Source organism: Sphingobacterium sp. E70 (genome assembly GCF_019285695.1).
Classification (GTDB): domain Bacteria; phylum Bacteroidota; class Bacteroidia; order Sphingobacteriales; family Sphingobacteriaceae; genus Sphingobacterium; species Sphingobacterium detergens.
Genome location: NZ_CP079104.1, coordinates 4096099 through 4108981, shown reverse-complemented (window position 1 = coordinate 4108981; position 12883 = coordinate 4096099). Strand labels below are relative to the sequence as shown.

Below are 12883 nucleotides of genomic sequence, written 5' to 3'. Positions count from 1 at the left end.
TGTTTTCATGGTCCCGACCTTTAATTGATTTCTATCCCATTCTTTCCTGGAAGTGGTTTAAATTTGCCGTGAGGCTCCGTTTGGTACCAGTAAGCCACCGAAATAATATCAGATTTCTGCGGCAGATACCGGTCTTCGGACCGCCAGCCCAGATCTTGAACGGTTACCTTTAGGTCACCGTCAAAACGTACAGGATCCAGAATATGCCAACGGTACATTCCAAATCGCTGCTGCGAATCATATATGCCATCCGGACGGATCACTTGATGCAGACCAGCATAAGGTGTAGTAAATTCCTGATATCTACGCGTTTCTTTGTTTTCGAAATTATAAGATCCACAGAAGTAGTCTTCCAGACCCGTGGTGACGATCGTAGCAAACTCTTTATCGCCATCAAGGAAGAATTTGACTTCACCTTCACCCCACCAGCCTGTGTTGTTGACGCCCACAGCCAAATAGGTTCCAACGTAATGTCCTTTCCCTTTTACACCGTCCAGAATGGTATGTAAAGAGCCTTCCGTAGGGTGAGATCTTCGGTATTGCGCATGGAAATAAGCTTCATCATTACCAACCTCAGTCTCGGCATAATTGACTTGATAATAGAGGACCATGGGATGAATACTGACATTCTCCATCGTTATCTTGCATTTTTTTCGAAAAGGCATTTGCCAATAGGAGTTAAAAGCACTACCCGGATTGACTGTCATCGCGAGTGAATTTAAAGGGGCGTATTTATTCCAGCCCATTCCAAAAAAGCTCCGACAGGTGCTTCAACCGAAGGTTCGGTCTCCCCATCCCAATAAAATCGAATAATGGATTGACTCCAGTTGCCTGTCGGTGTCATCCAGATGTGCTGAATAATTCCCGACCCATCTATTTCGGCCAGCGTAAATGTCTCACCGGCACCGATATGGACATAAGGATTAACTTTCCATCCCACGCCGAGCTCCCGGGCAGCTTTAGAAGCATTTGCCTGGTTACGTACGGCTTCCTTTTCATTGGGGATAGCCATTCCACCTTTACCTTTTCCACCGCTAAAGTTCTCAGGACTGATTGACCTCGTTTTAGCATTCGATAGTTTCGATAGATTACCTAATCCATTTGAATTTTGAGCGAAAGATGTATAACCGAATAGGACTACACACCATAAAAACATGAATCTTTTCATATACTGTAATTGATTATCTTATTGATTGTATATTTTAAACAGTACAAATGAGTGTGTTGCACGCTCTTTTCCATCAGTAAGATGGAGCATTTCCTATTTAAAAATTACATTCAATGGTGTAATAAAATTGAAATTTTAACTATGGACGGTTTATAATCCATGTAATATTTATTTGGAATTTATTCTATATAATCAGTTTTGTAGGATCTTTTTACCTTTAAAGCTTAAACGTTTAAACAAAAGGGCAAAAAAAAAGCAAATGGATCCGCTAGTTTATGTTCAGTTTATAATTATCAGTTATACAAGTATAAGCTTAATCGATTAAATAAACAAAATAAAATTTATATTTTTTTATTAACATCAAACCCCTCAGCAGATTAGCTAGAAAACCGGCCTTATTTGTACATTTTCACGGTCTTGGGCATTGCACCTACCATCAGCGGGTATAAAAAAACAAAAAGTCGGAAGAGTAGTTCTTCCGACTTTAACAGGCACAGCCCTATTTTCTTATCGCGTATAGTTCAATAGAACATGGCTAAACGCTATACTTCAAATTTCTTATGTTTACTGGATACTATTCCGCAATAATGGAACGGTCCAAATGCACATAACCACCATCAACATGGATCAATTGGCCTGTTGTATGGCTTGACTTGTCAGATAACAAGAATACGGTTGTATCTGCAATTTCCTCAGCGGTAGTCATGCGATTTTCTAAAGGAATACGATCGGTAATCTTTTTTAATATTTCCGCTGGATTTGGCAGAGTCTGGATCCAGGTATCGTATTGAGGAGTGGCGCATTCAGCAACAACAATAGCGTTTACACGGATTGAATAAGGCAATAGTTCTACAGCCCATTCGCGTGTCAATGCATTTCGCCCGCCATTGGACGCAGCATAAGCTGATGTATTGCCCTGCCCAGTTTCTCCTGTTTTGGAAGATATATTGACAATACTTCCTTTAGATGCTTTCAATGCATCCAATGCATGATGCGCCATTAAATAATAATGGATCAGGTTTTTATGTAATGAAGCTACAAATTTCGTATAATCACCAGATGCCAGACCCACCCCATCATTCTGTCCAGCATTATTCACCAGGCCGTCTATACGACCATAAACTTCAAGTGTCTTTTGTACTGCTTTTTCACAATCTTCAGGTTTGGACAATTCGGCTTCTATACACAAAGCATCAATACCAAACTGTTTCACTTCTTCTTTGACTTTCTCATTGTCGGCCTGCTTACGCCCTACAATAACAGGAATAGCCTGCTCTTTGGCCAAAGCATGCACGACAGCACGCCCTATCCCCTTTGCACCACCGGTAACAATAACTACTTTATCTTTTAAATGAAGATCCATAATAATTTTATTGAATTGTATGTTTCATTGATGAGTGTCTGTTTTCTACATCAACGAACTCGTTTCACTGGTTATTGATTAAAGCTTATCCCAACAGCAGCGAGTTGATTAGACTCGATCTATCTGCCATGAAAGGACTTCAGTATGCATTCTTCCCTTTCATACATACTGAAGTCTTTTTTATAGATTATATATACGTATGGCATTCTCAGCCCAAAACGCATTTTTTTCCTTTTCTGTAAAGTCACCCAATTTATCTTCGACGATAGCGATACTTTCCTCATAGGAGGCCGCTAACAGGCATACAGGCCAGTCCGATCCAAACATAATCCTTTGTTTTCCAAAACGTAGGAAAATATGGTCGAGATACTGTTTGAAATCATCCAACTTCCAGCTGGACCAATCTGCCTCTGTAGCCAGTCCGGACACTTTACAGACCACATTTGAAAAGGCAGCAAGTTTATCGATAAACGCAGCCCACTCATCAAACTCCCTTGATTTAATCGGAGGTTTGGCAATATGATCCAGCACAAATTGAAGGTTTGGATTTTGCTGTACACATTGTAATGTAGCCTGATAATGACGCGGACGGATCAGTAAATCGTAGGTATAGCCAAACGCGGCCAATGCTTTTAACCCATTCAACACAGCTGGTCGAATCAGAAAATCTGGGTCCAGCTCTCCCTCAACAATGTGACGGAAGCCTTTGATCACCGGTAGTTCTTTATAACTTGTCAACTGCTGTTCAATATCTTCGGCCTGGAGGTCAATCCATCCGACCACACCTTTGATAAAGGGGTGGCTTTTGGACAGCTGAACCAAATAGTTCGTTTCCGCGTCAGATTGATCAGCCTGAACGGCCACACTACCTGCAAATCCATTTCGCTCCAATACAAACTGAATATCCAATGGTGTGAAATCTCGTTTAATAACGAGCATCTCGTCTGTAATCCAACTGTCTCTAACAGGATCAAATTGCCAAAAATGCTGATGGGTATCTATGCGCATAATAAAACCTAAAATAGGAGATAAATTAATTTTTGAATAAGCAACCACAGTCTGACGTGATTCGCCAAGTCCATCTGCACCCAATTCAATCACATCACCAGGTTTTAAGTAAATAGGCGGATTAAATCCAAGACCTACACCCGCAGGAGTTCCTGTTGAAATCACATCTCCGGGCAATAAGGTCATAAATCGAGACACATAAGAAACAACATGTGCAATTGAAAATATTAAATCTTTGGTATTTCCATCCTGATAGGTTTTACCATTAACTTTCAACCAGATACGTACATTGTTAATATCCTTGATTTCCTCTTTGGTAGCCATGAATGGTCCCATAGGCGCAAATGTATCACAGCCTTTTCCTTTATCCCAGGTTCCGCCGCGTTCCAGTTGATACTCACGTTCAGATACGTCATTGTGAAGTACATAACCTGCAACATAATCCAAAGCCTCATTTTCTTCTACATAAGAAGCTTTTTACCAATTACAATACAGAATTCCACTTCCCAATCCGTCTTTACAGAGTCTTTAGGAATCATCACATTATCGTATGGTCCTATTAATGAAGTCGTGGATTTCATAAAAATAATAGGCTCAGCAGGAATCGGTGCATTTGTTTCCTTAGCATGATCCATATAATTCAGTCCGATACAAACTATTTTAGATGGACGGGCAAAAGGTGCTCCGATACGCTCGTCTTGTGGGATTTCAGTCAGTTTACCTGTATTGGCCTTGACAAATTCCTCTAAACGAGCCAAGCCATCTTCCGCAAAAAATTGCTCATTGTAATCACCACCAAATGCACTTACATCGTAGTTTACTCCGTCAACCTGAACTCCAATCTTCTCTTTGCCAAAGGCTCCAAAACGTATTAATTTCATATTTTTTTATATTTGAGATATGAGATAGTAGATAGGAGAATCTAATGTCTCAAGTCTAACATTTAGTTATTCAATTTAATAAAACCACCATCGATAGGATAGTCATTTCCTGTAATAAACCCTGCATCGTCGCTACAAAGGAAAAGTGCCAGTTTAGCAATTTCCTCGGGTTGTGCCATACGACCTATTGGTTGACTTGCAGACAACTTTTCAAACATTTCAGCCTCTTTACCAGGATAGTTCTTCGCGATAAAACCGTCCACAAAAGGGGTATGTACACGTGCTGGAGAGATACTGTTGCAACGGATACCGAAAGCCATGTAATCACGTGCTACCGACAAAGACATCGCATAGATCGCACCTTTACTCATGGAATAGGCAAAACGATCCGTAATTCCTACCCAGGCTGCAATCGAAGCGAGATTAAGGATAGCACCTGAACCTTGTGCTTTCATAATCGGTACAATAGCATATAACGCATTGTAGGCACCTTTCACATTCACATTGAAAACGCGTTCAAAGTCTTCGGATTTACAATTTTCCAAATTGCCAACGTGAGCAATGCCAGCATTATTCACTAAAATATCAATTTTCCCGATATTTTGAGCTATGTCGATAATTTCCTCTTGATCGGTCACATTACAACGATTGAATACAGCCTGCCCACCTAGAGCCAAAATTTCCGCTACTACAGCATTCCCACCTTCTTCATTTAAATCCAGAATGTGGACTTTCGCTCCTTCTGTAGCAAATTGCACACTGATAGCACGACCAATCCCACTACCACCGCCTGTAATAACAGCTACTTTTTGTTCTAATTTTCCCATTGTTATTTAATTGTTAGTGTTAAGACTAGATCTGCCTCGTCAGTCGATGCCGGCAAATCCAGTCGTAAACTATTATCTTTATTACTAAATTTAATATCCTTATTGCCGATAAATGTCTTTACTTTCTTCACCTGATAAGGAAGCTTGGCAATATACAATTCCTTCTTTTCAGGTTTAAGGATATGCAGGTACACCTGATTTCCTTTTCTAGTCAACGCATAATCATCCGTAGGTGGTACTCCTCCCGCTTCAGTTCCATAGATAGTCTCGCCATAAACAGCTAGCCATTTACCAAGATCTTTTAAGCGATCTTGTTGATAGTCCTGAATCTCGCCGTTCGGCATCGGTCCCACATTGAGTAACAGGTTTGAACCATGTCCCGCAGCTTTAACCAAGTAAGTCAATACTTCTCTAAACGATTTACGTGTCCTATCTTTTAATTCAAAGCCCCAAGATCCAGCAATGGTACCACAAACCTCTTTGGGCAATTTACCCACATCATGTGCACTTGTCCCAAATCCTGTGGTATTTTCTCCTGGTAGATCACGTTCAAACATCTGAAAGTCCTCTCCTTCAAAAGGAGCTAAATGATGATTATTCCCCACCAAACATTGTGGCTGCAACTTATGGATCAACTCATAGATTTCTTTAAAATGCCAATCTTCTTTAGGTTTGTCCCAATGACCATCAAACCAAATTCCATCAACTTGACCATAACTTGTAAGAAGCTCAGTCAACTGACTTTTCATAAATTGGACATAATGATTCCAATCACCTTTTGTAGAATCACGCCCAGCGATACCACCTCCTGTTTTACCTGCAGGTAGGTAATCATTGCGGTTCCAATCCAAAAGCGAGTAATAAAACATGACTTTTATTCCTTCTGCATGACATGCTGCGACCAACTCTTTTACGATATCGCGTTTGAACGGCGATTTTTTCACGATATTATAATCCGAAGTTTGGCTATTCCACATGGCGAAACCATCGTGGTGCCTTGTCGTGAATGTAATATATTTTGCCCCAGCCTGTTTAAATAATTTAGCCCATTCTTTTGCATCAAAAGAAATGGGATTAAAAAATTTAGGCAAGAGTGCATACTCATCCAAGCTGATGTTCTGATTATTCATGACCCACTCACCATCACCCAACACACTATAGACACCCCAATGGATAAAGACCCCGAATCGAGATTGTTCAAACCATTCCCTATTTTTTAAATTTTCAGGACTTGGCTGGTACTGTTGTTGGCTATAACCATAAGAAAATGATCCTATGAGTAAGGCCAAACTGCAGATGACATGTTTTAATTTCATTATGTTCGATTTTTTGGTTATTTACAAAGAAACGCCCCTTCGCCAAGGAATAAAATCATCCTGTCCCAACAAGACTGCTTTAGGCTTGACCTCACCTGAAGCAACTTCAATGACATAATCAAGTATACGATGCGCAGCCTGTTCAATAGTCTCTGTACCTTCGATAATGGTACCACAATTAAGATCTATGATATCAGGCATTTTTTCAAAAGTCTTTGTATTGGTCGATAGTTTTACAACTGGCGTAATCGGATTTCCTGTGGGCGTACCCAAACCGGTCGTAAATAAGACAACATTAGCACCCGCAGCAACCTCTGCGGTAGTACTCTCCACGTCATTACCAGGTGTACATAGTAAGTTGAGCCCTGCCCCATTAGCCAGTTCTGGATAGTCAATCACCGCAGCGACTGGTGAGGTACCACCTTTTTAGCTGCTCCTGCAGATTTGATCGCATCTGTGATCAGGCCATCACGGATATTGCCCGGAGATGGGTTCATGTAGAAACCCGAACCGTCCGCTTCCGCTTTCGCATTGTAGGTACGCATCAAGCTCATAAATTTCTCCGCAGTAGCTTCATCAACACAACGGTCACTAAGTTCCTGCTCCACGCCACATAGCTCTGGGAATTCAGCTAAAATAACAGAACCACCCAAAGTCACCAGAATATCCGAAACAAAACCAAGTGCCGGATTGGCCGAAATACCTGAGAAGCCATCTGAACCACCACACTCCAAACCGATACATAGTTTATCTAGCTTGGCTGGTTTGCGCTCATTTTTATCCGCCTGCATCATCCCTGCGAAAGTTGCTTTGATTGCTTTTTGCATCAATTCTTTTCAGTTCCTTCTTTTTGTTGCTCAAAGATGTATAAAGGACGGTCAAAACCTGGATTCCTTTTCTCTATTTCAGCCTTTAAAATGGAAGCCTGTGCATGTTGGCAGCCTAAACTCAATACAGTCGCACCTGCCACGTTGGGATGTGTAATATATCCTGCCAGCAAACCGCATAGCGCATCAGAGTCCATACGTGTACCACCACAGCCCATTTCGTGGTTCAAAAACTTAATGCCATCCACATTTTTAAACAAACGTTCTTGCTCATTTGATGTTGAATTAGCCAATAAATCCTGCCCCAGAATTTGGTTTACATCTGCACCGGATTTATATAATCCGATCAGGTCCTCTACCTCGGAGATATAATTGTTGGCTTTGACCTTATAGCCTAGTTTCTCTTCGAAAGCAGCTTTTAGCGTCAGTACATTCCTGTTTTCACAAAATACCAATGGAATGACCAACCAATAGTTAGCCGTTCCTACCGTACCGTTCGAACGGTGGAATCCGTTGAATGTTTTATCTTTAAATGCAGCAATATCCGGTTTGGTCCAAGTGGTCTTGCGATCACCCATTCTAAAATCTTCGGATGCATGACGTAGATTTTCTGTTGTGATCAACTCACCCGCACCTAAATCACCATTCAGCTTCCCAACCAAAACACCATACATCAATATTTCGGCATCTTGCTTCATAGGCTGAATCGTAAACTTATGTTTGGCCGCAACGGCTTGCTTCAATGTAAACTCTTTACCTTCGAAAACAATTGCTGTTCCTTCAGCCAGGTCCTGCAATGCAACCAGGACATTATCCATTGGATGGATTTGTAAATAACGTTGTATGGCCATAACTTATACTAATTCAAATATTTTATTCATCATTACCCACTTTTCACCTGGTTTGGATCCCGGGATAGCGGCCTGATATTTCCACATCAACTGCTCCCATTCCTGAACTTTTTCATTGGCAGCATCCATAGCAGATTTGCGCTCAAATGAAAAATCTTCACCAACTTCCATATTCATAAACAATCTATTCTCAAAACGATAGATCTCCATTTGCGTTACCCCAGCATCCAAAATCGATCGCTTGATCTCTGGCCACACTGCACGGTGGTAATCCTCATATTCTTTGATCAATTGTGGATCATTGACAAGATCCAATGCCATGACATATTTTTTCATTACTATCTATTAATGTGATTTAAGATTTTCTGTTTCGGCGATGCTCACATTCCTATTCTGAAAGGCAAAAGCCAATACCACGATAAAACATACTAAAGGCACAAAATAACCATATTGAAAATGGCCTGTTGTATCCGATATTAAGCCCAAAAGTGGGGTAATAACGCTCCGCCAACAATAGACATGACAATCAGACTCGAAGCAGATTTAGTATCTGCGCCGATCCCCTGTACTCCAAAGGCAAAGATGGTTGGAAACATGATGGACATAAAAATGCGATTCCAATCAAGGCATATAATGTTTGTACCCCTGTTCCAAAAATAACGAACAGTGATAATGCAATCGTAACAAATGAATATATGATCAACAGTTTAGATGCGGAAACAAAACGCATAAAGAAGGTTCCTATAAATCTGCCTAACATAAATGCTAATCCTGCAAAACCGGCATAGTCCGCACCATCTTTCCCTGATATCCCTGCTACTTCTGTTGCATATAGCACTAGAAAGCTTAAGATACAGACCTGAGCACCAACATAAAAAAACTGGGCAATGACCGCCCATCTTACATTTTTATGTCTCAAGGCATGAAAGAAGCCTGCTTTACCTTCTTCCTCATCATCTTTGATATCGGGCAATTTGGTAAAGAAGAACAAAGCAGCAATCAACAGGATCAATACGCCCAAAACAAGGTAAGGCATTTTTACAGAAGCTGTTTCCGACTGGATGTAAGCCAGTTTTGCCTGTTCAGCCATCTGCGCCAATTCTTCTTGCGATTTCGGCTCGTGTGACAAGATAAATTTCCCACCAAATATCGGAGCCAAGAAAGCTGCAAGACCATTGAATGACTGTGCAAAATTCAACCGCTGGGCAGATGTTGCAGGATCACCTAAAATAGCGACATAAGGGTTGGCAGCTGTTTCCAAAATAGTCAATCCGCATGCGACCACAAACAAGGCTCCCAAAAAGAAAGCATAACTTATGGTATTTGCTGCAGGAACAAATAAAAAACAACCTAGCGCAAAAAATAACAATCCGATCAAAATACCGGCCTTATAGCCATAACGTTTCATAATAATTCCCGCAGGGATCGCCATTACAAAATAGGCAATAAATACCGCTGAATCGACCAAGGAAGCCTGGAAATGCGATAAACTAAAGGCATTCCTCAAATGTGGAATCAAGATCGGATCAAGGTTATGGATAAATCCCCAAAAGAAGAACAAGGAGGTCACCAAAATCAAGGCAAATGTGTAACTCTTTTTGTTAGTCATATATTCAAATGGTTATAAGTAGTTATTTTATGTAAAATAAGCCTAAAAAACCTAGACAATATTCAGGTATATTATCAATTTATTAAGCTATATTACCATATCTAAACAGGAATATGTAACTTTAATGCATATATTTCATAGTTATGAAAGCGCAATTACTTCATTTAAATAACAATCTCACCCATTCATTCAACGCTAGACGAGATAATACACCACAATATCACAACATTTGGCATTATCATGAAGAACTTGAATTGATTTATTTTGCAGAGGGATCTGGTACACAGTTTATTGGCGACAGCGTTCGTCGTTTTGAATCTGGAGATATTACACTGGTAGGTTCTAATCTCCCGCATTATTGGCTGTTTGATGAAATCTATCTAAAAGAGGACAATCCACAAGTGGCAGATATACGTGTACTGCATTTTAAAGAAAATTTCTGGGGAATGAATTCACCAATCTCCCTGAGAACAAAAACATCAAAGACTTGATACGGATTTCGAAAAGGGGATAGCGCTTTCTAAAGCAAGCAAGGCTGAAACAATAACACATATTGATGCCATACTAGACAACGCTGGTACAACAAGAATCATCCACCTACTGCAAATCCTCACATCTATTGCCACAGAGGAGCAGCATGATCTATTAACCAGCACAGGCTTTACGATTCAGTCTCAGGATCAGGATGCTGACCGCATGCGCATGGCCATGCACTACATCGGCGAAAATTATCGCGACCAGATCCGCCTAGAGGAGCTTGCCTCATTGACAGGAATGACGCCTAATTCATTTTGCCGTTATTTTAAATCGCAGATAGGTAAGACACTTTTTCAGTTTCTAATTGAAATGCGTGTAAAGACGGCATGTAATTTATTACTTGAAAATAAACAAACGATCAAACAGATCTGCTTCGAGTCTGGGTTTCAAAACTTCTCGAGTTTTCATAAATATTTCAAGAATATCACGGGCACAACCCCACTTAACTATCAAAAATCAAAAACGTAATACGATTTTTCCCAACAAATTCGAATCCTCCATCAATTGATGTGCCTTTGCAGCTTCATGATAAGGCAAAACACGAAACAGTCTGGGTTTGAAATCACCAGAAATGAGCTTAGGCCATACCTCAGTCCAGATCTCATTACGTAATGTTTCTTTAAATTGATGATCTCTTGCTCTTAGGGTACTTCCGGTAAGTAGAATTCTTTTTGCATCAATTTGAGCAAGTTGATTTCTGCTTTAGCCCCTTGCATGGCGTTGATATAGACCAGGCGGCCATCGGGGTTCAAAAGATTGATGTTTTTTTCGAAATAGGCACCACCTATACTGTCTAAAATCACATCAACTCCCAAGTCAGCCAATACCTGCTGGAAGTCCTTAGTTTTATAGTTTATTACTTTTGATGCACCTAGTGATTGGCAAAAAGACCTTTCTCCTCCGAACTAACGGTTGTATAAACTTCCGCACCGAATAACGCCCCTAATTGAATAGCTGTACTACCGATTCCGCCGGCCCCACCATGCACCAGGAAGTGTTCCCCAGATTGTAGTTTTCCCCTGCGAAAGACATTGTCCCACACGGTGAATACTGTCTCAGGAGTGCCGCCGCTTCTTCAAAACTTAGATTGGCCGGAATAGGGAGACAATGTCCCTGGTAAACAGAAACATAACTCGCATACCCACCACCGGCAACCAGCGCACATACTGAGTCACCAATATTCCAACCATCGACCAAAGAGCCTTTTTCCACTATAATACCTGCCACTTCGAGCCCTGGGATACGTGGATCAACACCTGGAGGTGCCGGATAATTTCCCTTTCGCTGGAAAACATCGGGCCTATTCACACCCGCCGCCCTGACTTCGATCAATACCTCCATATCTCCAACCAGTGGTCGCTCTAGTTCCTCAACCCTTAATACCTCTGGATCACCTGGCTTGCTTATCACAACTGCTTTCATCTGTAAATAACTATTTATTATGTTTCTAATATCTCATCTCACATCCAGTCAGGATAACAATGTCTTGTTACGCCCGGATGCCTATCAGGATTTCTTCGGGTATTTTTGTAAACGAATATTCAGTGAGAGCATAAAATAACGGGCTAAGCGATTATTTTGAACATCCAAGATATCATTTCCGACAACAGCACGGGATATTCCAGTATTCTGATTCATTAAATCGAAGCCCTGAAACCGCAACATACCCAGATTATTTCGTCCAAAAGTATATTCCATATATGCATTGATGATCGTAGGACTAATATTGCTCCAAGAACTTGAATATCCCGCGTTAAACTTTTGGGATAGCTCCAGCCCCATGGTGAAATGCTTTCCTAAATACGCCTTGGAACCAAGCCCTACTATTCCAGAATGTGCCGTGATATTGTCCCGAAAAGGCCAATCAAAAGTCGCCCGATTCAACGAATAGTTACCATTTAATTCGGCCTCAAAAATATCATTCCAAGCATAACGAAATTGAATGGCCTGAGTAATTAAAATATGCCCACCAAAACTCTTCTTATCATTAATGAAAGAGATATTGTTATAGTAATCCCCATTTCCATTGAGACTCAGCTGCAAATTATCCGAGAATAAAGAGGCTGTAAAAGGTAATAGCTTTTAATATCAAAATACCCATCCGTATTCCGATAGGTTGTTTTTTGTATGGTAGAGTTAGGCTCAATGGTTCGATCAGCAACAATTTTATCATTTACCAGATTATAAGCAAAACTTGCTTCAAAATACTGTCCTTTTCCTGTCATTGATTTGCGGTACTTCGAAACAATTGTATTTGCAAATTCTGATTTTAACTCCCCGTTTCCAACAACAATATTTTGTGTATTTGTATTATCTACCACGGGTTGTATCTGATAGAAGTTAGGTTGATTATTACGTCCATAGTAATCTATGGATAGATCTTCGTCTTTGGTAAACTTCCACTTTAATCCAGCTGAGGGTACAAAATTTACATTCGGATAGGAGGCTGGATTATCTTGACCGGTTAGGGCGCCTTTCAATTCTGAAGCCTGAACA

The 12883-nt window shown here is 40.6% G+C and carries 14 protein-coding genes and 3 pseudogenes; 2 read left to right on the top strand and 15 right to left on the bottom strand.

Translation table 11 applies throughout. The features are described 5' to 3' along the window. Positions 1–20: 20 nt before the first annotated feature. From KUH03_RS28895 to fucP, 10 genes and pseudogenes are all read right to left on the bottom strand, one after another. Positions 21–707, bottom strand: a complete 687-nt coding sequence (locus KUH03_RS28895; RefSeq protein ID WP_306429210.1) for a glycoside hydrolase family 172 protein — start codon at positions 705–707, stop codon at positions 21–23. 11 nt (positions 708–718) lie between these two features. Next, a complete protein-coding gene (locus KUH03_RS46940) occupies positions 719–1168 on the bottom strand; it encodes a hypothetical protein (RefSeq protein WP_306429209.1) in 450 nt (149 codons plus the stop codon). 574 nt (positions 1169–1742) lie between these two features. Then, the gene (locus tag KUH03_RS28890) at positions 1743–2531 is read right to left on the bottom strand and encodes an SDR family oxidoreductase (RefSeq protein ID WP_257087855.1); all 789 of its coding nucleotides are present in this window, start codon (positions 2529–2531) and stop codon (positions 1743–1745) included. A 180-nt stretch (positions 2532–2711) separates the two neighbouring features. Beyond that, on the bottom strand, positions 2712–3539 hold the full coding sequence (locus KUH03_RS28885) for an amidohydrolase (RefSeq protein WP_257097417.1): 828 nt from the start codon (positions 3537–3539) through the stop codon (positions 2712–2714). Between the two features lie 33 nt (positions 3540–3572). Then, positions 3573–4420 (bottom strand): annotated as a pseudogene (locus KUH03_RS28880) (fumarylacetoacetate hydrolase family protein); the annotation flags it as partial. Positions 4421–4482: 62 nt separating this feature from the next. Further along, on the bottom strand, positions 4483–5247 hold the full coding sequence (locus KUH03_RS28875) for an SDR family NAD(P)-dependent oxidoreductase (protein WP_223583433.1): 765 nt from the start codon (positions 5245–5247) through the stop codon (positions 4483–4485). Between the two features lie 2 nt (positions 5248–5249). Then, positions 5250–6563 carry an alpha-L-fucosidase gene (locus KUH03_RS28870; protein WP_120259114.1) on the bottom strand — a complete coding sequence of 438 codons (1314 nt, stop codon included), beginning with the start codon at positions 6561–6563 and terminating at the stop codon, positions 5250–5252. A gap of 21 nt (positions 6564–6584) precedes the next feature. Next, a pseudogene (locus KUH03_RS28865) lies at positions 6585–8241 on the bottom strand (UxaA family hydrolase). A 3-nt stretch (positions 8242–8244) separates the two neighbouring features. Continuing rightward, on the bottom strand, positions 8245–8577 hold the full coding sequence (locus tag KUH03_RS28860) for an L-rhamnose mutarotase (RefSeq protein ID WP_257087854.1): 333 nt from the start codon (positions 8575–8577) through the stop codon (positions 8245–8247). A 9-nt stretch (positions 8578–8586) separates the two neighbouring features. Further along, positions 8587–9850: pseudogene (gene fucP, locus KUH03_RS28855) on the bottom strand (L-fucose:H+ symporter permease). 143 nt (positions 9851–9993) lie between these two features. On the opposite strand from fucP, the gene KUH03_RS28850 reads away from it, so the two are divergent. Both KUH03_RS28850 and KUH03_RS28845 read left to right on the top strand, forming a co-directional pair. Beyond that, entirely contained in the window at positions 9994–10341 is a 348-nt protein-coding gene (locus tag KUH03_RS28850; RefSeq protein ID WP_257087853.1) for an AraC family ligand binding domain-containing protein, read from the top strand. 205 nt (positions 10342–10546) lie between these two features. Continuing rightward, a complete protein-coding gene (locus tag KUH03_RS28845) occupies positions 10547–10855 on the top strand; it encodes an AraC family transcriptional regulator (protein ID WP_257087852.1) in 309 nt (102 codons plus the stop codon). Here the strand turns inward: KUH03_RS28845 and KUH03_RS28840 are convergent. From KUH03_RS28840 to KUH03_RS28820, 5 genes are all read right to left on the bottom strand, one after another. Further along, positions 10844–11053, bottom strand: a complete 210-nt coding sequence (locus tag KUH03_RS28840) for a zinc-binding dehydrogenase (protein WP_373564848.1) — start codon at positions 11051–11053, stop codon at positions 10844–10846. The genes KUH03_RS28845 and KUH03_RS28840 overlap by 12 nt on opposite strands. Further along, positions 11029–11244 carry a zinc-binding dehydrogenase gene (locus tag KUH03_RS28835; RefSeq protein WP_257097412.1) on the bottom strand — a complete coding sequence of 72 codons (216 nt, stop codon included), beginning with the start codon at positions 11242–11244 and terminating at the stop codon, positions 11029–11031. The genes KUH03_RS28840 and KUH03_RS28835 overlap by 25 nt, the downstream gene beginning before the upstream one ends. 85 nt (positions 11245–11329) lie before the next feature. After that, positions 11330–11809 (bottom strand): alcohol dehydrogenase catalytic domain-containing protein, encoded by a 480-nt coding sequence (locus KUH03_RS28830; RefSeq protein WP_257087851.1) that lies wholly within the window; start codon positions 11807–11809, stop codon positions 11330–11332. Positions 11810–11893: 84 nt separating this feature from the next. Continuing rightward, a complete protein-coding gene (locus KUH03_RS28825; RefSeq protein WP_257087850.1) occupies positions 11894–12430 on the bottom strand; it encodes a hypothetical protein in 537 nt (178 codons plus the stop codon). Then, a complete protein-coding gene (locus KUH03_RS28820; RefSeq protein ID WP_257087849.1) occupies positions 12421–12867 on the bottom strand; it encodes an outer membrane beta-barrel family protein in 447 nt (148 codons plus the stop codon). Before KUH03_RS28820 ends, KUH03_RS28825 begins: the two co-directional genes overlap by 10 nt. Positions 12868–12883 lie beyond the last annotated feature (16 nt).

Bases quoted from the DNA above. Each gene is read 5' to 3' on its own strand.
- KUH03_RS28895 (WP_306429210.1), bottom strand. From the start codon at position 707: ATGACAGTCAATCCGGGTAGTGCTTTTAACTCCTATTGGCAAATGCCT.
- KUH03_RS46940 (WP_306429209.1), bottom strand. From the start codon at position 1,168: ATGAAAAGATTCATGTTTTTATGGTGTGTAGTCCTATTCGGTTATACA.
- KUH03_RS28890 (WP_257087855.1), bottom strand. From the start codon at position 2,531: ATGGATCTTCATTTAAAAGATAAAGTAGTTATTGTTACCGGTGGTGCA.
- KUH03_RS28885 (WP_257097417.1), bottom strand. From the start codon at position 3,539: ATGCGCATAGATACCCATCAGCATTTTTGGCAATTTGATCCTGTTAGA.
- KUH03_RS28875 (WP_223583433.1), bottom strand. From the start codon at position 5,247: ATGGGAAAATTAGAACAAAAAGTAGCTGTTATTACAGGCGGTGGTAGT.
- KUH03_RS28870 (WP_120259114.1), bottom strand. From the start codon at position 6,563: ATGAAATTAAAACATGTCATCTGCAGTTTGGCCTTACTCATAGGATCA.
- KUH03_RS28860 (WP_257087854.1), bottom strand. From the start codon at position 8,577: ATGAAAAAATATGTCATGGCATTGGATCTTGTCAATGATCCACAATTG.
- KUH03_RS28850 (WP_257087853.1), top strand. From the start codon at position 9,994: ATGAAAGCGCAATTACTTCATTTAAATAACAATCTCACCCATTCATTC.
- KUH03_RS28845 (WP_257087852.1), top strand. From the start codon at position 10,547: ATGCGCATGGCCATGCACTACATCGGCGAAAATTATCGCGACCAGATC.
- KUH03_RS28830 (WP_257087851.1), bottom strand. From the start codon at position 11,809: ATGAAAGCAGTTGTGATAAGCAAGCCAGGTGATCCAGAGGTATTAAGG.